This window comes from Brevibacillus massiliensis (assembly GCF_000311785.1).
Lineage (GTDB): Bacteria > Bacillota > Bacilli > Brevibacillales > Brevibacillaceae > Brevibacillus_C > Brevibacillus_C massiliensis.
This window is the reverse complement of record NZ_HE978545.1, coordinates 28,856-49,797: the sequence shown is the minus strand read 5'-3', so window position 1 is coordinate 49,797 and position 20,942 is coordinate 28,856. Positions and strand designations below refer to the sequence as shown.

25 protein-coding genes are annotated in these 20,942 nt (G+C 52.9%); 12 read left to right on the top strand and 13 right to left on the bottom strand.

Going from position 1 to position 20,942, the window contains the following annotated elements:
* Nucleotides 1-405: 405 nt before the first annotated feature.
* Both HGBM_RS19520 and HGBM_RS19510 read right to left on the bottom strand, forming a co-directional pair.
* Nucleotides 406-894: a DinB family protein gene (locus tag HGBM_RS19520; RefSeq protein ID WP_019122766.1), complete on the bottom strand. Its 489-nt coding sequence runs from the start codon at nucleotides 892-894 to the stop codon at nucleotides 406-408.
* Between the two features lie 382 nt (nucleotides 895-1,276).
* Entirely contained in the window at nucleotides 1,277-1,720 is a 444-nt protein-coding gene (locus tag HGBM_RS19510) for a CBS domain-containing protein (protein WP_019122764.1), read from the bottom strand.
* 179 nt (nucleotides 1,721-1,899) lie between these two features.
* Between HGBM_RS19510 and HGBM_RS19505 the strand changes: the two genes are divergently transcribed.
* Together HGBM_RS19505 and ftsW are read left to right on the top strand one after the other, a co-directional pair.
* On the top strand, nucleotides 1,900-2,244 hold the full coding sequence (locus HGBM_RS19505) for a YugN family protein (RefSeq protein ID WP_019122763.1): 345 nt from the start codon (nucleotides 1,900-1,902) through the stop codon (nucleotides 2,242-2,244).
* Between the two features lie 68 nt (nucleotides 2,245-2,312).
* Entirely contained in the window at nucleotides 2,313-3,482 is a 1,170-nt protein-coding gene (gene ftsW, locus HGBM_RS19500) for a putative lipid II flippase FtsW (RefSeq protein ID WP_019122762.1), read from the top strand.
* A 76-nt stretch (nucleotides 3,483-3,558) separates the two neighbouring features.
* Here the strand turns inward: ftsW and HGBM_RS19495 are convergent, their stop codons facing one another.
* Nucleotides 3,559-3,897 (bottom strand): Asp23/Gls24 family envelope stress response protein, encoded by a 339-nt coding sequence (locus HGBM_RS19495; protein ID WP_019122761.1) that lies wholly within the window; start codon nucleotides 3,895-3,897, stop codon nucleotides 3,559-3,561.
* A 251-nt stretch (nucleotides 3,898-4,148) separates the two neighbouring features.
* On the opposite strand from HGBM_RS19495, the gene sleB reads away from it, so the two are divergent.
* Nucleotides 4,149-4,916 carry a spore cortex-lytic enzyme gene (gene sleB / locus HGBM_RS19490; protein ID WP_019122760.1) on the top strand — a complete coding sequence of 256 codons (768 nt, stop codon included), beginning with the start codon at nucleotides 4,149-4,151 and terminating at the stop codon, nucleotides 4,914-4,916.
* A 64-nt stretch (nucleotides 4,917-4,980) separates the two neighbouring features.
* Here the strand turns inward: sleB and HGBM_RS19485 are convergent, their stop codons facing one another.
* Nucleotides 4,981-5,223 carry a hypothetical protein gene (locus tag HGBM_RS19485; RefSeq protein WP_019122759.1) on the bottom strand — a complete coding sequence of 81 codons (243 nt, stop codon included), beginning with the start codon at nucleotides 5,221-5,223 and terminating at the stop codon, nucleotides 4,981-4,983.
* A 123-nt stretch (nucleotides 5,224-5,346) separates the two neighbouring features.
* On the opposite strand from HGBM_RS19485, the gene cax reads away from it, so the two are divergent.
* Complete coding sequence (gene cax / locus HGBM_RS19480; protein WP_019122758.1) at nucleotides 5,347-6,390, top strand: calcium/proton exchanger; 1,044 nt, start codon at nucleotides 5,347-5,349, stop codon at nucleotides 6,388-6,390.
* A 42-nt stretch (nucleotides 6,391-6,432) separates the two neighbouring features.
* Here the strand turns inward: cax and HGBM_RS19475 are convergent, their stop codons facing one another.
* Complete coding sequence (locus HGBM_RS19475) at nucleotides 6,433-6,693, bottom strand: Fpa/YlaN family protein (protein ID WP_390620996.1); 261 nt, start codon at nucleotides 6,691-6,693, stop codon at nucleotides 6,433-6,435.
* Nucleotides 6,694-6,940: 247 nt separating this feature from the next.
* On the opposite strand from HGBM_RS19475, the gene HGBM_RS19470 reads away from it, so the two are divergent.
* The gene (locus HGBM_RS19470) at nucleotides 6,941-7,438 is read left to right on the top strand and encodes a molybdopterin-binding protein (RefSeq protein ID WP_019122756.1); all 498 of its coding nucleotides are present in this window, start codon (nucleotides 6,941-6,943) and stop codon (nucleotides 7,436-7,438) included.
* Nucleotides 7,439-7,511: 73 nt separating this feature from the next.
* On the opposite strand, the gene sda is transcribed toward HGBM_RS19470, so the two are convergent.
* The 3 genes from sda to HGBM_RS19450 all read right to left on the bottom strand — a co-directional run bounded on the left by sda (nucleotide 7,512) and on the right by HGBM_RS19450 (nucleotide 10,974).
* Complete coding sequence (gene sda / locus HGBM_RS29795) at nucleotides 7,512-7,673, bottom strand: sporulation histidine kinase inhibitor Sda (RefSeq protein WP_019122755.1); 162 nt, start codon at nucleotides 7,671-7,673, stop codon at nucleotides 7,512-7,514.
* A 588-nt stretch (nucleotides 7,674-8,261) separates the two neighbouring features.
* On the bottom strand, nucleotides 8,262-9,644 hold the full coding sequence (locus tag HGBM_RS28060; RefSeq protein ID WP_019122753.1) for a TolB-like translocation protein: 1,383 nt from the start codon (nucleotides 9,642-9,644) through the stop codon (nucleotides 8,262-8,264).
* A gap of 124 nt (nucleotides 9,645-9,768) precedes the next feature.
* Nucleotides 9,769-10,974: an MDR family MFS transporter gene (locus HGBM_RS19450; protein ID WP_019122752.1), complete on the bottom strand. Its 1,206-nt coding sequence runs from the start codon at nucleotides 10,972-10,974 to the stop codon at nucleotides 9,769-9,771.
* Between the two features lie 127 nt (nucleotides 10,975-11,101).
* On the opposite strand from HGBM_RS19450, the gene HGBM_RS19445 reads away from it, so the two are divergent.
* Nucleotides 11,102-11,983 carry a LysR family transcriptional regulator gene (locus tag HGBM_RS19445; RefSeq protein WP_019122751.1) on the top strand — a complete coding sequence of 294 codons (882 nt, stop codon included), beginning with the start codon at nucleotides 11,102-11,104 and terminating at the stop codon, nucleotides 11,981-11,983.
* A 1-nt stretch (nucleotide 11,984) separates the two neighbouring features.
* Here HGBM_RS19445 and HGBM_RS19440 read toward each other — a convergent pair whose 3' ends face one another.
* The gene (locus tag HGBM_RS19440) at nucleotides 11,985-12,437 is read right to left on the bottom strand and encodes a DUF188 domain-containing protein (protein ID WP_019122750.1); all 453 of its coding nucleotides are present in this window, start codon (nucleotides 12,435-12,437) and stop codon (nucleotides 11,985-11,987) included.
* An 88-nt stretch (nucleotides 12,438-12,525) separates the two neighbouring features.
* On the opposite strand from HGBM_RS19440, the gene HGBM_RS19435 reads away from it, so the two are divergent.
* Nucleotides 12,526-12,840 carry a hypothetical protein gene (locus HGBM_RS19435; protein WP_019122749.1) on the top strand — a complete coding sequence of 105 codons (315 nt, stop codon included), beginning with the start codon at nucleotides 12,526-12,528 and terminating at the stop codon, nucleotides 12,838-12,840.
* A gap of 781 nt (nucleotides 12,841-13,621) precedes the next feature.
* On the opposite strand, the gene HGBM_RS19420 is transcribed toward HGBM_RS19435, so the two are convergent.
* From HGBM_RS19420 to rnz, 3 genes are all read right to left on the bottom strand, one after another.
* The gene (locus tag HGBM_RS19420) at nucleotides 13,622-14,170 is read right to left on the bottom strand and encodes a hypothetical protein (protein WP_019122747.1); all 549 of its coding nucleotides are present in this window, start codon (nucleotides 14,168-14,170) and stop codon (nucleotides 13,622-13,624) included.
* Between the two features lie 128 nt (nucleotides 14,171-14,298).
* A complete protein-coding gene (locus HGBM_RS30480) occupies nucleotides 14,299-14,457 on the bottom strand; it encodes a hypothetical protein (RefSeq protein WP_019122746.1) in 159 nt (52 codons plus the stop codon).
* Between the two features lie 201 nt (nucleotides 14,458-14,658).
* Nucleotides 14,659-15,603 carry a ribonuclease Z gene (gene rnz / locus HGBM_RS19410; protein WP_019122745.1) on the bottom strand — a complete coding sequence of 315 codons (945 nt, stop codon included), beginning with the start codon at nucleotides 15,601-15,603 and terminating at the stop codon, nucleotides 14,659-14,661.
* A 130-nt stretch (nucleotides 15,604-15,733) separates the two neighbouring features.
* On the opposite strand from rnz, the gene HGBM_RS19405 reads away from it, so the two are divergent.
* The 3 genes from HGBM_RS19405 to HGBM_RS19395 are packed head-to-tail and all read left to right on the top strand — an operon-like array spanning nucleotide 15,734 to nucleotide 18,323.
* Nucleotides 15,734-16,729: an ABC transporter substrate-binding protein gene (locus HGBM_RS19405; protein WP_019122744.1), complete on the top strand. Its 996-nt coding sequence runs from the start codon at nucleotides 15,734-15,736 to the stop codon at nucleotides 16,727-16,729.
* 3 nt (nucleotides 16,730-16,732) lie between these two features.
* Nucleotides 16,733-17,530 (top strand): ABC transporter ATP-binding protein, encoded by a 798-nt coding sequence (locus HGBM_RS19400; RefSeq protein ID WP_019122743.1) that lies wholly within the window; start codon nucleotides 16,733-16,735, stop codon nucleotides 17,528-17,530.
* Nucleotides 17,517-18,323 (top strand): ABC transporter permease, encoded by an 807-nt coding sequence (locus tag HGBM_RS19395; RefSeq protein ID WP_019122742.1) that lies wholly within the window; start codon nucleotides 17,517-17,519, stop codon nucleotides 18,321-18,323. The genes HGBM_RS19400 and HGBM_RS19395 overlap by 14 nt, the downstream gene beginning before the upstream one ends.
* A gap of 100 nt (nucleotides 18,324-18,423) precedes the next feature.
* Here the strand turns inward: HGBM_RS19395 and HGBM_RS19390 are convergent, their stop codons facing one another.
* Nucleotides 18,424-18,801 (bottom strand): hypothetical protein, encoded by a 378-nt coding sequence (locus HGBM_RS19390; protein WP_019122741.1) that lies wholly within the window; start codon nucleotides 18,799-18,801, stop codon nucleotides 18,424-18,426.
* Between the two features lie 383 nt (nucleotides 18,802-19,184).
* Between HGBM_RS19390 and HGBM_RS19385 the strand changes: the two genes are divergently transcribed.
* Both HGBM_RS19385 and HGBM_RS28055 read left to right on the top strand, forming a co-directional pair.
* Nucleotides 19,185-19,613 carry a DUF2621 domain-containing protein gene (locus tag HGBM_RS19385; protein WP_019122740.1) on the top strand — a complete coding sequence of 143 codons (429 nt, stop codon included), beginning with the start codon at nucleotides 19,185-19,187 and terminating at the stop codon, nucleotides 19,611-19,613.
* A gap of 153 nt (nucleotides 19,614-19,766) precedes the next feature.
* Nucleotides 19,767-20,912 (top strand): glycosyltransferase family 4 protein, encoded by a 1,146-nt coding sequence (locus tag HGBM_RS28055; protein ID WP_019122739.1) that lies wholly within the window; start codon nucleotides 19,767-19,769, stop codon nucleotides 20,910-20,912.
* Nucleotides 20,913-20,942 lie beyond the last annotated feature (30 nt).

Sequence of the window (20,942 nt, the reverse complement as noted above, 5' to 3'; positions counted from 1 at the left end):
GATCACATAAGTGATTTTTATATGTCGCCATCCATGCCGCGTTTACATGTTTGAACAATCGCAATTGTCCGCACGCACATGTAAAGCGCTTTCATTTCGCCGTTACATACGCAGTCATCCTCTTGAATAAACAGTGTTTTCTGAATTGAAAAAAATTTTCCGTATTTCTATATTATATATGTACGTATAAGTTTTCAAGAACCTTTTGAAAAATAATGGATCCCAAGACGTCAGATACGCCTCGACATGCATGTTTCCCAGGATAAAAGATTGACCGCTTCGCCCAAGATGTCCGTACGTTTTTTCGCTAAAACAAATACCTCCGCATCCAGTCCCGGTCATGCAACCGCAACGGATATACGGAGGTATTTTATCAATCTTGGCGCGATGATGGACCCGCGGTCCCTATCCGTACAGCATGAAAAAGCTCAGCTCGTGTCCCAGCTGCTTCAGGTAGTTGTACAGCTGCGAGCGGTGGTGAAAGAAGTGCGTGACGATTTCAATCAACCACCTGATCTGCACGGTTCCGTGATCCAGGTAGAACGCCTTCGTCGCTTTGTGCAACAGCTCGTCTTCGTCAAGCGACAGCATGTACTGCCGCAGAGCATCGCAATTCGACCGGAGACGTTGGCACAATTCGAGCGGGGCAGATATGTCCCTGGCGCCGTTCTCGACCGCTTCCACTTCCGGTTGTGTCTTCTCCTGCAGGATCGCCAAATCGGAAGCGGGTATCGCCGCAAGATGATGGACCAGTTCGAGCAGCGTGCGCATGTTTTCCGTCGGACGCCAGTCCCACTCCTCTGGCTTGATGCGCATGATGAGCGCTTGGCTCGTGCGGACGGCCAGCTCCAGCTCGTCCAACAGATGATCGCGAATTTCCATGACACCGTTCATCTCATCAATCCTTCCTTCGTGCGTTTGCCTCAAACTGCATGATTCCATTGTAAGGGTTGGCGCCTGTTGCGGATTGTAAAAATCGGACATCCTGCGGCAAATCCGCGAAAAAGACAAAAACGACCCCTTGCAAGGTCGTTTCGCGGATAGACTGCTCAGTTCCGGTCGTTAAATAAGAACAGAAGAATCACCACTACAATAATGATCCAGAGAAGCTCTTCATTTTCGCCAAAATCAAAAAAGCCCATATGGATCCTCCTTTCCGTCTCGTTACCAGCCTATGCAGGCGTATGGGAGGATGCCATGGTCGATCAAGCCCATTTCGAAAAAATGCGAAGGGCCTTTTCTCCCATCAATGGAGAAAAGGCCCTTCGCTCAGCGATTAATGGCGGGAAGCCGGTTCGGAAATCTGGTTCAGCGCTTCACTGGCTTCGTCTTGATGAACCTGGCGCACAGCCATGTCTGCCAGGGCGACGATGCCCACCAGCTTATTATTTTCGACTACCGGCAGGCGGCGTACCTGGTGTTCCGCCATCAGCTTTGCCGCTTCGTCTACCGTCATGTCAGGCCGGCCGAGCACGATGTCACGAGACATGACCTGCTCGATCGCAGCCGATCCTTCCCGTTTCTCGGCAATGCCGCGAATGACGATGTCCCGGTCGGTGATGATCCCGATCACATTGTGATTTTCGTCTACCACGGGAATGGATCCTACATTCCAGTCGCGCATTTTGCACGCCACTTCGTAGACATTGTCCTTCAGGCTTACGGTTTCTACATCTTTTGTCATAATTTCACGCAAGGTGCGATTTTCCACTTTTGCCATCCCTGTTTCCTCCTTTTTTCATGAACAGTTTGTAGTTTTTCCCGCCCCCTTCGTTCTCATGCACTGTGACAAGTTCCGAAAGAATCCCGTTTACACATTGCGTTAAGGCGGAAAACCTACTATCATAAGAGAGTGAATGATTCCCTACAAACAGGAAGGTTAGTTAAGGAGGAAAACATATGCAGTTGAAAGACACAGGGATTGGCAACAAAGAGCTGATTCTTGCTGAATTAGACGAAATAATGAACGGGCTTGGCTTTATTCGCTGGGCATGGGATTACAATCACGCTACATACGATTATAAAATGGAAGATCGTTCCAACACATACTATCTTCGCGTTCCGGCGAACGTTGTCGAAGGCGGCCTGGAAGATCCGCACACGCTGCTCAGGACGGATGAGCCATTTATCGGCAAGCACCTCTTCCCGCACGGTTTGGACTACGATGCAGAAGTGCCGAAAGCCATTCTCGACTCCGCCAATCGCAAATTGAGCCAACTCAAAGAAAAGTTGTCGAGTTACTAAATATACTCCACATTTGGCAGAGAGGGAGCAGGGATCCTCTCTGTTTTCCGTCAAGGGGGTATCATCTGTTGAAAACGCGCGGTGTCCCGGACTTTTTACTCCTGTTTTTGGCAGCTTTACTGGTGGGATTCGGCATTACCATGGTGATCAGCGCCAGTTCGATTTACGCATACGTCGATTTTAGCATTCTCGGATGCGGCGATCCCTGTAAAGGAGACTCCCTCTACTTTATCAGGAAACAAATCACCTGGGTCTGTATCGGTACAATCGGGATGTTTATCGCCATGAATATCCCCTTTTCGTTCTACAAAAAAAACTTTCTGCTGATCGCCGTCTTGAGTTTTATCTCGCTCGTATTGGTGTATGTACCAGGTATCGGGGATCCAATCAAGGGGGCGCGGTCATGGATAAAACTTGGACCAGCCAGTTTGCAAACCTCTGAATTCGCCAAATTGGGCCTGATTCTCTACTTGGCCGCGATCATTTCCAAAAAGGGAGAGCGCTTTCGCGATTTCAAAACGGGTCTGATGCCGGCACTGGTGGTAACAGGAGTGTTCTTCCTCCTGATCGCCCTGCAGCCCGATCTGGGAACAGCCGCGATTCTTTTGGGGACAGCCGGAATTGTCATGATCTGCGGCGGCGCCAATCTCAAGCAGCTGATCCTGCTGACAGTTCCCCCCGTCGCTCTCTTTTTAACCTGGTACATCTCGGTTAAAAATCACGCCCTTGCGCGGATCCTCTCCTTTACCAATCCGTGGGCCGATCCCAAGGGTGACGGGTGGCAGATCAGCCAGTCGCTCTTCGCCTTTGCCCGCGGCGGGATTACGGGAGCCGGGTACGGGAAAAGCATTCAGAAGTATTTATATTTGCCGGAAGCCCATACCGATTTTATTTTTTCCGTCATCGGCGAAGAGTTCGGATTTATCGGAGCGACGATCTTTTTGCTCGTGTACCTGGCGTTTTTGCTGCGCGGCCTGTACATCTGTCTGAAGTGCAAGGATGCCTTCGCCAGCCTGACGGGGATTGGCGTGGTCGCGATGATCGGCATCCAGGCGCTGATCAACATCGGGGGCGTTACGGCCTCTATTCCGCTGACCGGAGTACCGCTGCCCTTTATCAGCTACGGAGGCTCCTCCCTGTTGGTCTGCTTGCTCGGAACGGGCCTTTTGCTCAGCGTGTCGCGTGAAGTAAACCGGCAAAAGGCCTTGGAGCTGGTTCAAGCCAGGGGCCAAACCTGAAACCCGCCTTTACTGCTGCGGTGCTCCTTTCAACGAAAAAGAGGCTTTCCCGCGAAGGAAGGCCTCTTTTTTCTACTCAAGCTGTTTGGATTCCCTCGACGCGGACGTTGATCTCCCTGACCGGGATCCCGGTAAGCTGCTCAACCAGCTGTTTGACCTGAGCCTGCAGCGCCCGGCAAACCTGGTGAATCTGCAGTCCGTACCGCACGACTACCCGCATGTCAATCGTCGTCTCCCCTTCCTCCAGCTTCACCTGTATGCCCTTGGCCGTATTTTTGCCTCCCACGCGCTTGGAAAATTCTTCGTACAATCCACCTTTGGTCACAATTCCCGGAATATCCTGAGCTGCTACACTGGCAATGACTGCCACCACGTGGTCGGCAACGCGCACTTCTCCCCTGATTCTACCTTCCATGCTTCACACCTCTCCCGGATATAAGTAGGTCAATCCGTACATGCCATGTATGTTGACACGCCGTGTGAAAGCGTGCTCAAATGCGAACTTTTACTTCATTATACCGGGCGAAAGCTTGGGTGTAAAAGAGAAAAAACGGATGATTCGACCGGCAAAAAATGACCAGTATTTTACTCCCATGAATCCTCCTAAAAGAGCGCGGAACGGGACAAAATAACCGCAGAAGCAAGATCAGGAAGGAGATACTTTACATGCGGATGACAAAGCGGATGAAATTTATCCTTCTGACCGTTCTTCTCTCCCTGGTTGCCGTTACATCCGGAATCCAGACTGTGACAGAAGCGTTCAGCAACCAAGTGATCAAGGTGGGCGCGACGGGCAAGGACGTTCGCGAATTGCAATACCGTTTGAAGCATTTGGGTTTTTACCATGGCGCTGTCGACGGCCAGTTCGGTTGGCAGACGTACTGGGCACTGCGCAACTTTCAATACGAATTCGGCCTTGAAGAGGTAGACGGAGTTCTGGGGCCGAAAAGCAAGCTGATGCTTTACAATGCAACCAAGGACTACCGCCCGACTGCCGAGGAATTGGGCGTCGGAACTGCACCTTCAGCCCAGCCTGCTGCGCCGTCGAGTCCGGCTGGCACCACGCACTCGAAGCGCTTCCCGGAAAATGAATTGAGGATCATGGCTCAATGCGTTTACGGGGAGGCGCGCGGGGAACCGTACGAGGGTCAGGTCGCCGTGGCCGCCGTGATCTTAAACCGGGTAAGAAGCCCGCAGTTTCCCAATACGCCGTCCGGTGTCATCTTTGAACCGCTGGCCTTTACTGCAGTAGCCGACGGGCAAATCTGGCTGACCCCGAACGACACCGCGAGAAAAGCTGTACAGGATGCCATCAACGGGTGGGATCCAACTGACGGTGCGCTGTACTATTTCAATCCGGAGACGGCCACCTCGAAGTGGATATGGAGCAGGCCGCAAATCAAGAAAATCGGCAAGCATATCTTCTGCTACTGACAAGCCGGAAACAGCGAATAAAAGGAGGAAGCTGCTGAACAATAGCAATCAGCAGCTTCCTTTTTTATCCTTTTTGTGCCATTTTGATGAAGCGCTCTTCCCGCTCGATGGTCCCGCACACTCCGCACTGTACCAGAAAAGCGTCCCCGCGATAGGGCTGATGAAACGCATCGAGCTCTTCGATGGATAAGTTTTTTACGATCTCGCCCGTTTGCGGATCCATCCGAACCGCTTGCGGAACCTGTTGAATGATGTTGAAGCGCATCCGATTGGATGTGCAGGTCGGACAAAAATACGGTTGTGTCAAGCAAACTCCTCCTTTCCTCCAGCCCGTTTTTGTCTTTCCTATTTTTTCACGTCTTCTGCACGATATGCATTCGTCATATAAATAGAGCAGCCGCAGGACAGACTATGTACCGAGGTGACACGGGTGAACCTGAAACGCTTTTATACCTTGATTGCAGCCAGCCTGCTGCTTGCAGCCGGCTCTCACTATCTGTTACAAAATGAAATCATCAAGTTTGTCATGGCTTCGCTGTCCATCATCATCCTTGCCGCTTGGCTGGGAAAGGCAACGGAGAGTGTAGCCTACTACGCCGGGGACCGAATCGGCGGATTTCTCAGCGCTACATTCGGAAATGCCGCTGAACTGATTATCGCCTTTTTCCTGCTGAAAGAGGGCCTGTTCGATATGGTGAAGGCCTCCATCACCGGCTCAATCATCGGTAATATGCTGCTCGTGCTGGGCCTGAGCGTGCTGTTTGGCGGCTTCAAGTACAAGGAACAAGAGTACAATGGAACGCTTGCCGGACACAACTCCTCCTTGATGGTTCTGTCGGTTATTGGCTTGTTTGTACCAGCTGTGTTCATGGGCGGCTTGGCGGAGGAACAGATCAACCTGCTCAGCGTTGTGATCGCGATCATCCTGATCGTGGCCTACACCCTCTGGTTGTTGTTCTCCATGGTGACGCACAAAGAGTTTCTTGCCGACATTGAGCCAAACGAGCACGAACCGCTCTGGTCGAAAGGCGTCTCCGTCATCATGATGATCGTCGCCACATTCTTTGTCGCCGTCGTCTCGGAATGGCTGGTTCACAGCATCGAATCCGTAGTGGATACATTCGGCTGGTCAGATCTGTTCGTGGGTGCCTTTGTCATCGCAATTATCGGCAACGCTGCCGAACACAGTGCCGCCGTCATACTGGCGATGAAAAACCGGATTGGCGGCGCAGTAGAAATAGCCATCGGCTCCAGTCTGCAAATCGCTCTCTTTGTCGCCCCGACACTCGTTCTCATCAGCCTGCTGCTGGGCACGCCGATGAACATCGTCTTTACCCCATATGAACTGACCGCCATTACCGTAGGGGCTTTCATTGCCATCTCCATCTCGCGCGACGGGGCAACAAACTGGTACGAAGGCGTCCTGCTGTTGGCCGTCTACCTCATACTTGGAACTGCCTTTTACATCACGTAAAATAAGCTTGAATCAAAAGCGAGGGATGAGATCATCCCCCGCTTACTTGTCTTTATTGAACATTTCGTGAAGCAGTGCAAGCTTCCGTTCCAAATCCCCCATGATTTCCCGCCCGGCCTCTTCCTCGATCAGACCCAAGCGAACGGCAAACTCAATTTCACGGGAGAGCCCAAACATTTGCGTGTCCAGTACCTCCTCATAGAGAGGGCACTGCGGCATGGTCAGGTTTTCCATCTGTACGTCAATCAATTTATAGATCTTATTCGCATCATCTCGCAGCAGAGCGAGTGCTTTATTTGCCATGTCCGGAATCCTAACCTGTGTCAAAACCTATCCCTCCGTTTGCCACTATCTATCATACATAGTACGCCATTTACGTCCATTTGAAAAGAGGAGAAGCGCTCTGATTGTGTTTCCAAGGAAAATTTAGCTGATTGAAACTGGGATGAAGGCGTGATTTTCGGGCAGGCGAAGGGCAAAGGCTGCCGCGGGACTGTACTTATCCACCGTGATGAAGTAATGTAAATAAGTGAGCAAAGGAGAGATGGATATGGCTGACGTAATTGTGATTAAAGGGGCCGTTCGCTTTGGGATTACGCTTGACCCCAGCGTTTGGATTTTTGATGATCGAAAGTTCGATCTGCGCACGTATCGGCCAGATGGCGAAGATGCTGACAAAGAGCAATCCGCTTATCTGCAAGGCACAGGAGCACAATGGGACAAGGAACTGCAGGAAGGAGCAACCCCGCCTTCTGAACAGCGAAGCCTGCTTCAGGTGCGGAAAGTACTGGATGGCGACTACGCAATCAAGCTCGAGCCGTTTTTGGAAAATGCCGAACCGCTGCCGGAGGCGACCCTTCTGCGCATCCATCGCGAAAACAAGGAAACCATTACCCTCCCGTTGGAGCGGGCGAAGCGGGCGATTCTCCAGTTTGCCAAGGATGGGAAGCCGATTCGCGAACGCGGACCGGTTCTGTTCTATCTGCCGGAACAGGTAAACGGGGAGCCGATTGACTCCATAACGGCCTTTGAACTGGCGGCGGAGTAAGCTCCACTTTATGAAAAAGCCGCCCGTGCAGAAGCGGGCGGCAACAGGCTCGAGGCAACGTTCGGATCGATTGCTACGCCGTTCTTGTTGCCTGGTCTTGAGTGGAAGCTTCAAATTGGACTAAATTGCGGTCTTGCATCTCAGAGTAGAGTAGCTCGATAAACGCCTGCTCTAATTGGAGTTCTTTAGCCCGTTGATACACTTCCAGCAATAGAGCATCGCTTAGGTACTTCACGTCTTACACCTCCACTCATTTTTTTCATTGTAGCATGTCCGTCCAGGCTCGAACAACCGTTCCGATATCCACAGGTTCTGTGGACATCACTGTTGGTAACCTGTGAATAGCTTGTGTAAAACTGTTACAAAACGAAGAATACCAATGTGGATTTGACTCTGCTTCTTATCCACAGAAACTCGATATTTGTCGAAAAAAAAGGAGCTTTCCCCATAATCTCAGAGGAAAAGCTCCTTTTTTCTGGCAAGCACTGCCTCTATACAATCGGTTTATTCATTACCGTATAACATGAACAGATAAACGCACGATCTCGGTGACGACGACCATTGCGAACACAAAGAAGCCGATCGATCCTGTAACAAACAGCATTTTTCTTAACTTTTTACGCTCATCCATAGCAACACTCCCTCTTTTCATCTATAACCAAAGGTTTCTATTATATTATACGAGATAAAGGCGGAAAAAGTTACATTCGTTATGGTATTTTTTAGGAAACAAATTTCTCCATCAAACGTCAGGTTTCTCTCCGCTCGCCTTTCCTCTGTTCTTTCGCTGAAAATCTTTCGCAGAAAAAAGAGGGATTCGCTTTTATCCGCTGCGCCGCGGCCGTTCCCAGAAGACCTGTATCCAGCTTGGATAGTAGTTGCCGTAATATCCGAACTCACCCGACAGTCCCGTCAGCCATGGAACGGCAGGGCCATTGGGGTACTCCTGAACGTAAAGGGAGCCTTTGTGAGCTTCATGCAGCCGCATAAACAGCAGCTGCCTGCAGTCCGGGGACACCTGCGGATCGTAGTCGGCCGTGCTGTCCGGTCCTACGGTGATCGCCTGCTCCTGACCGTCCCGGCCGCGTATCCAGATGCGCTGTCCCGGCACCAGAACGCCGCCGGATTCTGTCGTGCCCATCTTGAACGATTCCCTCCCCCGGGCAAACACAACAGCGTAAGGCTGCTTGGCTGTCCAGCGTGGCTGGGTATCGACGTAGCCTTTCATTCCGCTGTCCACGATGGCAAATCCGGCGCTGACATCGACGATGAACAAATGCTTGTTGTCCGTCGCTTCCCGCCGCCCGCCTTGAATATAGGCCAACTGTCGGCTGTCGGGCGACCAGGCCAGCCACTGCGGGTATCTCAGTCCGACACCCAACTCCACGATCCAGTTGGGTTTGGTGGTATCCAGCAATTGAATGGCCACCCCGTCCGCCGACATCGATCCGGAACTGACCGTAACGTGGAAGGCCAAATACTTGCCATCCGGCGACCACGTAAGGCCGGAAGCCAGGTATGGGTAGATTCCGACATTCGGATCAACCGGCCCTCCCTCGGCCATCAGACGGGTGCGTTTTCCCGCAAGCGTGACCCGGTCGATCAGCAGCGGTTCAGTTTTGAGCCGCTCCAGCGAGACGGCGAGGCTCTTTCCGTCAGGTGCCCAGGCAAACGCTCCGACCCTGCTCTTGCCAGGCAAAAGCACGCGTGAAGAAATCTGACCGTCGGCGTACACCGTGGCGATCTTTAGATTTCCTTCGGGCAGCTGCCCAGCAGGATCCAGCGTACTGTAAGCGATCATGTTCTGTACGGGCGACCAGGAGGCTTGATCAGACAACGGCTGGGAATCAACCTGCCGGGTGACACTGCCGTCCGCCTTGGCTGCCCACAGATAGGCTGGACCAAATTCCTTGGTTCGCTGCTGGTACAACAGCCACGCCCCATCGTGTGACCAGCCGATGGCGTCTACAGATCCCTTGGTCTGAACCTTGACGGGCTTGGCCTCCGGCTTGCTCCCCTCTACGATCCAAAGCGCATTGCCGGAAACAAGCGCAATGCGGGCCGGGATCGTCACAGGCGAGACCCGCATCGGCAGGGGTGGCGCCGTTTCATCCGAGACTGCCGGCTGTTCCGCCGTCACCTGCAGCGGTTGCAAAATCAGAGTGGCGAGCAGCGATAGTACAACAGTCCCATACTTCAGCATCATCGTTTCCGATCCTCCCATGCTTGTTACTGGAATGAATTCTTCCCTCAGGGTATCCAAAATCCGCTTCGGTATCCCCTGCAGAAGAGCTTCGCTGTTTTTGCCGATGGGAGAAATCTGTCTTGATCTAGGCTGACTGGCCTCTTACTTTTACGTGCAGCTTCCCTTCCAATGTATACAATCCCCAAGCGACCAGCATGCCGATGACCAGGCAGATCGACCAGGGGAGCCACGGCAGATCGAGCTGTACTCCCAGATCGTACATCCAGCCGCCGAAAAAGGTGCCGATGGAGCCGCCAAACGCCAGCGAGTACCCGTTGAACCCGTAGTAGGCGCCGATGTATTCTTTGGGTGCAAACCGCGGGACCATGTCGATCAGAAAAGGCGCAGAGATCATGGTGCCGATCGCAAAAATAAATACGTCGAGCATCATCGCCCAAAGCGAGCCCGCGAAGGAAAGCAAAAACAGCCCCGCTCCCATGACCAGCGCTCCTATGCCGATCAGGGTAAAACGCTGCTGAAAGCCTTCAACCCAATGCAAGATTTTCATTTGAAACAGGATGACGGATACGGCAACCGTAGCAAGCACAACCCCGACGCCAGTCTTGCTGCCCAGCACGTGCTCCGCCATCTGCGGCACAGACAAGAACAACTGCATATTCACATAGTAGAATCCGATCAGGATCCCCGTGTAGCTGAGAAACGAGCCGTCCCGCAAAATATGCCGGAAGCCGGCGCCCATCCCCCCTTTTTTGTTGCCAGCCTGGATTGGCGGCAAATAGAAAAAGGCGACTGTGGCACAGCCGACGTACAGCATTCCGGAAAAGAGCGACAGCCAGAAAAAATCCACTGTTGCGAGCACGGTGCCGATCAGCTGCGAGCCGACGACGCCAACGTTGTTCAGCACGTTCTTGAAGGCGAAGACTTCCTGGCGAATGGACCCGGGTGTCAGGATGACGTACGCTGCGGAGACGGCAGGATCAAACAGGGAGCCGCCCATTCCGGAGAGAAACGCCGCCAAAAAGAACTGCCAGGTCTCCGTGCAAAAAGCAAACATGGTGAAACCGGCGGCCCGCACGATCAATCCCAGCAGCATTGTGGCCTTGTAGCCAAATTTGTCGGCCGCCATCCCGCCGATAAAGGCAAAGCCCTGTTGGGAAAACTGCCGGACGCCAAGCATCAGTCCGGCCATCGCGACCGTCCAGGCAAAGCTTCCGGTCAGATACAGGGTTAAATAGGGGATGAGCGCATAGAAGCCCATGTTCATCAAAAACGATACGGCCAGCAAACATTTGACTGAAACTGGAGTTTGCCGCCAAACTTCTCGATTCATGTAAATCCTGCCCACTTTCAACCGTATTTCAATGAAGCTACCCCCAGCTTACATAAAATTGTATAATTTGAGAAACGAACAATTTCGTTCAGTGTTATCAATCTTTTTCATAAGAGGTAATCATTTGATGGACTTCGAGCAGCTAAAGGCCTTTTATACCCTGGCACAAACGAAAAATTTTACCAAGGCGGCGGAAAGCCTCCACCTCGTACAGTCGACCATTACGATGCGGATCAAGCAGCTGGAAGAGCGGGTGGGAAAACCCCTGTTTATCCGCGACAAAAGGAGTGTGGAAATTACACAGGCGGGACTCGCCCTCCTTCCTTACGCCGAGCGGATCCTGAAGCTGGCCCACGAAGGTTTGAGCGAAGTGGCCGCTCTGCAGCCGTACGAAGATCGCTTTACGATCGGCAGCCTGGACTCGATCTGGACCTTCATGCTGGAACCGATCTTGAAGGAATACCACCTGCGCTATCCAAAGATCGCCATCGGGACCAAAACCGGGCATTCCTCAGACGTCATCGGTTATCTGCTCGACCACATCATCCAGCTGGGGATCGTCTACATTCCGCCGTCCCTGCCCAACTTCGAGGTCATCCCGTTCTACGAGGACGAGATTGTGCTGGTCGGCTCGCCTTCCCATCCGGTGACACAAAAACAGGTTGTCGATGTATCGGAGCTGGCGCAGCTGCCGCTGTTGTACGTCAACTGGGGTCCGCCCTTTCACGAATGGATTCACCAGTCCCTGCCGCCCAGTTACGTGCCCAAGCTGCAGCTTGACAAGCCGCAATTGGCCATCGACTTCGTCAAGGAAGGACTGGGTGTCAGCCTCGTCACCCGTTCGACGGTAAAAGCGGAGCTGGCTGACGGGACGCTCAGGCAAATTACGATCAGCGGCAGCACACCGCCGAAGCGCTCCGTCTACATCGTGCTGCCCCCGGAAAAAAAGCATCGGTCAAGCGTCGAAAAGTGGTTGAACCTGATGCGTGAATTCGGCTACCCCGTTTAGGTCACTCGCGCTCATCGGCTGCGGCGAGCAGGAGGCGCAGCGAGGCGGCAAAGCGCTGATCGTCTTTGCCGGTGCGGGCAGAGGGTCCGCGAGTCCTTCCTCCCCCGCGGCGGTACCTGGCCTGTTCATTTCGCTTTTCCAGCTGAAAAGCGATATTCTCGTGGGAAAAGACTTCGCCGTGGGGCGAGAGGGCCTTTGCCTGTTTGGCCAGGATCAGCGCTGCCAGACCGATATCCTGTGTGACGACGATATCGCCTGGCAGCGTGTCGTTTGTCAGTTTGATGTCGACCGCTTGCGGTTCGGCATCGACGACTGTGTGGTTGGGACCGGTTCGCAGATGGTTGTAACTGGCGTAAGTAAGGCATGTCCAACCGTATTCTTTGCAGACCGTTTCGACGATGGCAAGCGCCGACCTGGGACATGCATCGGCATCAACGAGCACCCGATGAGGCAACGGAATCAACCCCTTCGCTTTTTCTCTACATTGTACCACGCTCTTCTGTGATATGATGTAGAGGACGAGAGAGGAGTGAAGCAGGATTTTGGACCATTTTGTCTTGGATCATCGACTGGGGATTCCCCTTCCCGCCCTGGATCGGGAGTGGGACATGTACTCCACTCAGGAGCGGGCCGACATGCTGCTGAAGTGGGAAGAAATTCGCGCGCGAATTCCTGATCGGATTCTTCAGTTGGAGAGAATCATCAACCAGAAGCAGGAACAGCTGCATGACGAAGAAAATTTCCAGCGTTCATGCGAGCTGATCAAAGAAATCGCGGAATTGGCCAGCGTCATCAACGATTTGAACATCTGGTTTCGGGTTCAGCAGGACTTTGAACCCGGGCAGACTCACCAATAAGTGCACCACAGTGAAAGCCACCCGTCGGCGTCCCCAAGCGCCGCGGGTGGTTTTTGGCAAATTTGGTTGATCGACCAGAACAGGAATGAAATTGTCCCATATACTTCTTATTGAAAGAGAAAAGGATCTGGAAAAAGGAGTGATTGATGAATGTCCCGTTATAAGCGAGCTTTGGCAGGGAGTATCGGAAAATGGTCGATGGTTCATACCAAAGCGGGGGCCTACTTGGGGAGGATTGAAGGCATCCATCGACGGGGAATCACGGTTTTGGTACCGGGCCATTACGCGGCCCAAGGTCCCATCAAGGTCCTGAAAAAAAATATCAGTCTCAAGGCATCAGAGACAGCCGGCGTGCCTTATCCTTACGGTCGTTTGGCGTCCGGGCCATTTGTGCAATGGTTTATTCCTTTCTGGTTCCTTCTCCCGTTCCTGCTTATCCCCTTCATTTAAGCAGAGAGCAGAAATCAGACCCATGCAAAAAGAGCAGTCAGCCTCTCGTTCTGAAGGCTTTCTGCTCTTTTTGCATCCATCAATGGCATTCGCAATCAGCCTGGGCGTCGAAGGAGGAACCTCTTGTCTGCAAGCTTAATTTTCGAATTCGGCGATAATCACTAAAAGAATAAACAGCACTAAGATGATGAGGAAGTTATCGAATTCAAAGAAACCCATTCCTGCTCTCTCCCTTCCATGAAAGATGTAACAGACAATACAAGGTATGATGGAGAGCAGCGAATTTCTTTAGATGCTTATCCCAAATTGACAAAAATGGATGTTTGTCCTCTCAGGAAATGTTTTTCAACAGGTCTTGGATATCCGGATCCTGCATCATTTTCATAATTTTCGAGAAATCGAGCTGATGATCATTCAGCAGTTTGGAGTGTTTTTTCAGCGCTGCCTTTGTCTTTGGATCCTGGAGTCTCTCCATGATTTGCGACAAATCAATCCCTTGCAGCAGTTCAGACAGCTGGTTGGCATGATCGGTACGCGGTTGTTGTCTCTGCGGGGCGCGAGAGGCGCCAGTTCCAGGCCTGACTTGCGGCGGGGCAGGGACTTGCGCTTCCATGACAGGCCTTTTGGACTTCGCTCGCCCCTCCGATCTTTCCTGTCTCTCGGCTCTTTCGCGTTTCCTCCTGTTTTTGGAAAACAGCGACAGGATTGGCTTGTTGCGCTTTTGCATCTGCAGCTTGATTTCATTAATATCGCTTTGGATCAGGCCCAACACCTCGGAAGTCCGCTTCAGCGACGAATCCATGGTCGTCAGTGAGTGGGCAATGTCTCTCAGATTGATGTGTCTAGCGGGCGAATTTCGCTTTTTCCTCTTTTCAGCCACGGCATAACACCTCCCTCGTATATCCAATGTATGTCGAAATACGCTGTGTGGGATAGGCTATACACTAAAATCATTCGGGAAAAAACAAGCAGACAGACCCGCTATGGAGGCTGTCTGCTTTGCAGGATTCATTCGGCAGCTTCCGTCACGCCGCGGCGAAGGACTCGCCTCCCCCAGCCGATCCGGTAAAAGACTCGCTCCAGAAGCGCAAAGATCGAACCGGCCACCCAGTACAAAGCTGTTGCCGCAGGTGCTTTCCACAAAAACAGCAGCAGTACTGGAACCATCCGTTGCCCACAGGTCCCTCCAGGCAATCATGCGGGGCTGTGCCAGCGGTCTGGCCAGAATGAAGCCAGACAGGCAGCTCACAATCCCCGTCAACAGCAAAAGCAGTGCCGGATCAAATGTCCACTCCACCATGCACACCTCCTTTCTCCCTTGCTTGTACCATACATGTTCCATATCGTCGAGACTCGATCAGCTGATGACTATGTAAGCCGCCGACGCTTTACCTCAAAGCGGGCAAAATCTTCCGCGAGCCATGTGTCGGGAAATACGTCTCTGGCCTCGCTGAGCAGCGTCTCAAGGGTAACTTCGGCTTCGGGATCGTCATAGCGCGGGCTGAAATGGGTCAGGATCAACCGTCTGACCTGTGCCTCGCGGGCGATGCCGGCGGCCCCTGCGGCAGTGGAGTGTGCGCTCCTTTTGGCCAGCTCCAGATGCTGCTGTGCGTAGGTAGCTTCGTGGATGAGCACATCCGCTCCCCGCGCCAGCGAAATGAGCGCTTCGCACGGTGCCGTATCGCCGCTAAAGACGATCTTGCGGCCCGGCTGGGCGGGGCCCACAAAATCTTCGCCGCGAAATACGCGTCCATTCGCAAGCCGGATCGTCTCGCCGCGCTTCAAACGCCCGTAAAGCGGCCCGGGCGGAATGCCCGCTGCCTTTGCCAATGTACTACGAAAAGCGCCCGCTGTCGGTTTCTCTGTGAGTGCATAGGCGAATGCAGGAATGCGGTGGGAAACGGCGGCGCAGCTCACTTCAAGCGTATCGTCCTCAAAGACCTTGCCCGCTTCCACCGTCTGGATGGACAGCGGGTACTGCAAGTGAACCGGGCTGACCGACATCACCGCTTCGACGTACTGAGCCAGCCCGGGCGGACCGTACAGCTGTACGGGCGACAGCGCTCCGCCGCGCAGGGATCTGCTGGCCAACAGCCCGATCAGTCCAAACAGGTGGTCGCCGTGCAAATGGGTAAGAAACACCTTCTCCAGCCCGCTCAGCCTGAGCGGGGTGCGCTGCAGCTGGTGCTGGGTCCCCTCGCCGCAGTCAAACAGCCACCATTTGCCTCGTTGGATAAACCAAAGCGCGATGGCGCTCACATTCCGTTTTGTGGTGGGAGCGCCCGAACCGGTTCCCAAAAAGATCACGATCACAAGCACCTTGCCTCCTTCGTACGGTCTCTTTCCTCTAAGGATTCCCAGCCCGGAATGAAAGGAGCTGGGCATTCACCATTTTTTCCGGGCCGCATACCCTATTCTAGACATACGCCTAGGAGGGATTAGCATGAAACGATGGCTTTCACTCGCATTTGCCTTAAGCCTGGGGGTTGTGGCTTTCCTTTCCGGCTGTTCTGGCAGCAGTCCGGAAAAAGTGCGAATCGGCGAAGTAACGCGCTCTCTTTTTTACGCTCCACAATATGTCGCGATCGAAAAAGGATTCTTTAAAGACGCCGGACTGGAAGTGGAGCTGACCACCCTCTGGGGAGGTGACAAGACGATGACTGCGCTCTTGTCCGACGGGGTGGACATCGCTTTGGTCGGTTCCGAAACCAGTATTTACGTACATCAGCAGGGGGCAACCGACCCGGTTGTCAACTTCGCGCAATTGACTCAGACAGACGGAACCTTTCTCGTCTCCCGCAAGCAGATCGCAGGTTTCACCTGGGATCAGGTAAAGGGAAAAGACTACCTGGGGCAGCGTCCCGGCGGGATGCCGCAGATGGTGGGAGAATTCGTCTTGAAGAAAAACGGCATCGATCCGAAACAAGACGTGAACATGCTGCAAAATATCGACTACGCCAACATCCCGGGGGCGTTCGCGTCAGGCACCGGAGACTTCGTCCAGCTGTTCGAGCCGCAAGCCTCCCAGTTTGAACAGGAGGGCGTCGGCCATGTCGTGGCGTCGTTCGGAAAAGAGAGCGGCACAGTGCCGTACACCTCATATATGGCAAAAAAGAGCTATATCGACAAGCACAAGGATGTCATCCAGAAGTTTACCAGCGCCATCTACAAAGCACAGCAATGGGTCGCCGCCCACTCTCCCGAAGAGACAGCACAAGTGATCGCCCCCTACTTCCAGGATGTAAAACCGGAGATCTTAACCAGCTCGGTAAAACGTTACCTCGAGCAGGGTTCTTACGCGACCGACCCGACTCTGGGCGAACAGGCATGGAACAACCTGCAGGATATCATGCAGGAAGCAGGCGTCCTGAAAGAACGTGCCGACTACGCGAAGCTGGTAGACACATCCTTCGCCCAGGCAGCGAAAGAGGGGAAATAACAGATGATTCATCTTTCTTCTACGCCTGCCAAGATCGAACTTTGCCATGTGACCCACCTGTATGTTACGCCAACCAGCGCCTTTATGGCTGTCAAAGGGATCGACTTGCGAGTAGAGGAAGGGGAATTTATCTGTCTTGTCGGTCCGAGCGGTTGCGGAAAAACCACATTGCTCTCTCTGATTGCCGGACTGGAGCGTCCGACCGCGGGAAAAGTGCTCATTGACGGAAAAGAAGTGACAGGAACCACGCGCCGAGTCGGCTACATGCTTCAGCACGATTATCTGTTTTCCTGGCGCAACATCGAAGACAATGTGCTGCTGGGTCTGGAAATACAAGGGATGAAAAACGCAGAAAACATCGAATACGCGCTGTATTTGCTGGAAGAAATGGGGCTCGGCGAATTTCGCAAGGCGTATCCGGGGCAGTTATCCGGCGGGATGCGGCAGCGGGTCGCACTGGTGCGGACACTCGCCTGCCAGCCGGATGTGCTGCTGCTTGACGAACCTTTTTCCGCTCTCGACTACCAGACAAAACTGAAATTGGAAGACCTGATCATCGCCACCCTGCGCAAACACAAAAAGACGGCGATCCTGGTGACGCATGATCTGTCGGAAGCCGTGGCGATGGGGGACCGCTTGTTCGTGCTGGAGCGCAATCCCGGCCGTATCCGCAAAGAAGTGATCGTCCCGGAGCCGATTCGCCAGGCACTTCCTCTCCACGCCCGCAACGAAGTCGGCTTTACCCAGCTGTTCCGTGAAGTCTGGAAAGAGATGGAGGGAGACACGGTTGAAAACAGTTGACACCGAACAAATTTATCGTGACTACGTCAGGTCCCAAACTCGCCAGCGGTGGTTCGTCTTTGGCGCGCAGATCGGTCTCTTCGCCCTTTTTTTGGCCATCTGGGAATGGACCGCGCGGATGGGCTGGATCAACGTTCTGATCTTCAGCTACCCCTCGAAGGTCTGGAGCCTTTTCTGGGAGAAGCTGCTGGACGGCAGCCTGCTGCCCCACATTTTCGCCACTGTCCTGGAGACGATCGTCGGCTTCCTCCTCGGAACCATTTTCGGCACCCTTGTCGCGATCCTGATCTGGTGGTCGCCTTTCCTCTCGCGGGTATTGGACCCGTACCTGGTTATTGCCAACAGCATGCCGAAGGTGGCCCTGGGCCCCCTGTTCATCGTCGGTTTGGGGCCGGGGCTGCTCTCCATCATCGGAATGGCCTGCTCGGTGTCCATCATCATCACGACGCTCGTCGTCTACACGAGCTTTAAAGAAGTGGATCAAAACTATATCAAGGTAGTCAGGACTTTCGGAGCGAGCAAACGGCAAATGTTCAGTTTGGTGATCTTGCCGGCGACCATGCCTACGATCATTTCGACACTGAAGGTGAATGTCGGACTCTCCTGGATCGGGGTGATCGTCGGAGAATTTCTCGTCTCCAAACAGGGTTTGGGCTACCTGATTGTTTACGGATTCCAAGTCTTTAATTTTACCCTGGTCATGGTCAGTCTGGTCGTAGTCGCCGTCGTCGCGACGCTGATGTACCAAGCCGTAGCCTACCTGGAACGGAAGCTGACCAACCAGTTCAAATAAATGGCAGCACCCGAAACGAGCGGCCCTTTCAGGTGCTGTTCGTTTCGCCTTTCGAAAGAGAAAAGCGATTCCCTCTGCCGGAACCGCTTTTTCTCCCCTGTCAAATCCAGGCCTTTATATTCACTTTTCGTATAAACTCCTCCGCGGACTCTTTTACCGAGTTTTCGCTCTCTTCCTCGACTTCATCGGAGATTCCCATCAGGTGTCGAAACAGCATTTCATTGCGCGTAGCCAATGCCCAGTCCAGCAAGGCCTCACGCTGCACCTTCTCCGCTTCCTGCTCCAACAGCTGTTCTTCCAACGCGATGTCTTCTTCCGTGACAGGAAGGTGTTTATCTACTTTAGGAATACGGATAATCCAAGAAAACGCGCTGTCCGGGTTCCGGTCGCGCCCGATGATATAAGCGTATTCTCCGATAGGTAGGGATTGCTCGAAGGAGTCGGCAACGATAATGACGCGTTGTCCAAGCTTGAACATATGCGCCAACCTCCTTTACTCGCCCGCTTGAAGACCGTGAGCCGGTCTGTCTGCCGCAAGCGCTTTACTTATATGATACCTGTAGTCAGCCGTATTGGAAAGAGGAAAATAAGCAAATCTGAACACTCGCTCTGGCCAGAGAGGAGTCGCTTCGTGATTGGCTGCTGTCGGCAGAACGTTCGTTCCATTTTTTTTAACGGATGCTGTATGAAAACGGCCGTTTTTTTGGTACATTAGTAAGTATATTCATCGTGATTTGCAAAAGCGGCAGGCTTACTACACCAATATCCTATCAGCGCCGTTTGTGAAAGTGAAGTCTTGCGGCTGCATGATAGAGCCGGCATACGAAAATCATGCGAAGTTGAGGTGTGAACGAGAGTCAGATGAACACTGGATTTTCGATCTTTATCATTGGATGGACATTTCTTTTAGTCGGCCTGTTTGCGATTGGCGGCTACTTCATGTTCCGCAAGTTTCTCAAGTCGATGCCAAAGCAGGACGGCAAGTCTGAGCTGGATTGGCAGGATTACTACATCGAGCAGACCCGCTCCATGTGGACGGACGAAACCCTCCGCTTTCTAAACGAATTGGTTGAACCGGTGCCGCAGTTGTTTCGCGATGTCGCCCGCCGCTCGATCGCCGCTAAAATCGGGCAAATCGCACTGGAAGAGAAGGCAACCACCATCAGCCCCGAACACGTCATCAAAGGGTACATCGTTGCCACGCCGAAACGGGACCACAAGTGGTTGATCGCTCACCTGCAGGAGAAGCAGATCAATTACGCCCCGTATGAAAAATACTTAAAAGCTTGAGCCCGAAACCAAGGCGCTGCTCGTCAGACGAAGGCAGAGAGCCTTGGTTTTCTAGTGTCCGCTCGCTGACGTGACTATCGTACAATCGAAGAAACCGTAATAGACATAAGATGTTTATGAGAAACCCCACAGGGAATGAAGGGGGGAAATCTGATGAACATCTTGATTATTGCGCCACCTGCATATACTGTCTCCGCCAAAACGGGAGGATCGGTTGAGATTAGCATATACGAAACGGCGAAACGAGTCGCCGAGAGGCATGACGTCACGATCATCAGCCGAAAATCAAAGCACTACCCGAACAGCACCAAAGATGGGAACCTGACGATCAAGCGCATAGAGAGCGAGCCCGGCTACCTGTCGGGTGTCATACAATACATCAAAACCCGCCAATTTGATTGTATCCAGGTAGAAAACCGTCCCCAGTACATTCCTGTTCTGCGCAGCTTTTTTCCCAGACAGACGCTTATTCTCGTGCTGCATTCCCTGACGTTCATGACTACGCTGCCCAAAAAAGAGAGGCGTGACGTAATCAAAAAAGCTACTGTCGTGATCTGCAACAGCCACTTCATCCGAAAGCACTACGCAAAGGAATTTCCCCGTTATTCCAAAAAAATCATCAATATCCACCTTGGGGTAGACTTATCCCGGTTTCGGGCTCCCAACCTGTTAGAAAAGGAGATTGCACTCGCCCGCTATTCTTTGACAAATTCGTACAACATCCTTTATACAGGAAGGATCATTCCCAAAAAAGGAGTTCACGTGCTGGTTGAAGCGACGGGGATTGTAAAGCAAAAAATCCCTTCGGTGCGGCTGATACTCGTTGGTCGATGCAGCAAACCATACAAGCAATTTTTAAAGCAAACGGCCAAAAAGTCAGGGGTCGACATACGCTTCCTGGGAAAGGTAAGCCCCGCTGACATACACCAGATCTACTGGTTGGGAGATTGCTTTGTCTGTCCCACTCAGTTTAAGGAGGCTTTCGGGCTGGTCAATGTGGAGGCGATGGCTAGCGGACTGCCCGTCGTCGCGTCCAAACGGGGAGGCATCCCGGAAATCATCAACCCGCAAAACGGCATCCTCGTCCGCGACTACACAAATCCGCAGGAATTCGCCAAGGCGATCGAAAAGCTGATCTTGACCCCAAGCCTGGCAGACACATTGGCTGCCGAAGCACAGCTGACCGTGCACAACCATTTTGATTGGGCGATGGCTGCGGCCCGTTACGAAGAGATCTATGTGAAGTTCGGAGAGCGGCACCAGAGTGAGCGGCCAACAGCGGCAGAGCTGGAGCCATAAGGATTCTGCAGGAAGGATAAGGCGCAAAAC

Coding starts and splice junctions, on each gene's coding strand:
- HGBM_RS19520 (WP_019122766.1), bottom strand. CDS start 894: ATGAACGGTGTCATGGAAATTCGCGATCATCTGTTGGACGAGCTGGAG.
- HGBM_RS19510 (WP_019122764.1), bottom strand. CDS start 1,720: ATGGCAAAAGTGGAAAATCGCACCTTGCGTGAAATTATGACAAAAGAT.
- HGBM_RS19505 (WP_019122763.1), top strand. CDS start 1,900: ATGCAGTTGAAAGACACAGGGATTGGCAACAAAGAGCTGATTCTTGCT.
- HGBM_RS19495 (WP_019122761.1), bottom strand. CDS start 3,897: ATGGAAGGTAGAATCAGGGGAGAAGTGCGCGTTGCCGACCACGTGGTG.
- sleB (WP_019122760.1), top strand. CDS start 4,149: ATGCGGATGACAAAGCGGATGAAATTTATCCTTCTGACCGTTCTTCTC.
- HGBM_RS19475 (WP_390620996.1), bottom strand. CDS start 6,693: ATGGCAAATAAAGCACTCGCTCTGCTGCGAGATGATGCGAATAAGATC.
- HGBM_RS19470 (WP_019122756.1), top strand. CDS start 6,941: ATGGCTGACGTAATTGTGATTAAAGGGGCCGTTCGCTTTGGGATTACG.
- HGBM_RS28060 (WP_019122753.1), bottom strand. CDS start 9,644: ATGATGCTGAAGTATGGGACTGTTGTACTATCGCTGCTCGCCACTCTG.
- HGBM_RS19450 (WP_019122752.1), bottom strand. CDS start 10,974: ATGAATCGAGAAGTTTGGCGGCAAACTCCAGTTTCAGTCAAATGTTTG.
- HGBM_RS19445 (WP_019122751.1), top strand. CDS start 11,102: ATGGACTTCGAGCAGCTAAAGGCCTTTTATACCCTGGCACAAACGAAA.
- HGBM_RS30480 (WP_019122746.1), bottom strand. CDS start 14,457: ATGGTTCCAGTACTGCTGCTGTTTTTGTGGAAAGCACCTGCGGCAACA.
- HGBM_RS19405 (WP_019122744.1), top strand. CDS start 15,734: ATGAAACGATGGCTTTCACTCGCATTTGCCTTAAGCCTGGGGGTTGTG.
- HGBM_RS19400 (WP_019122743.1), top strand. CDS start 16,733: ATGATTCATCTTTCTTCTACGCCTGCCAAGATCGAACTTTGCCATGTG.
- HGBM_RS19390 (WP_019122741.1), bottom strand. CDS start 18,801: ATGTTCAAGCTTGGACAACGCGTCATTATCGTTGCCGACTCCTTCGAG.
- HGBM_RS19385 (WP_019122740.1), top strand. CDS start 19,185: ATGAACACTGGATTTTCGATCTTTATCATTGGATGGACATTTCTTTTA.
- HGBM_RS28055 (WP_019122739.1), top strand. CDS start 19,767: ATGAACATCTTGATTATTGCGCCACCTGCATATACTGTCTCCGCCAAA.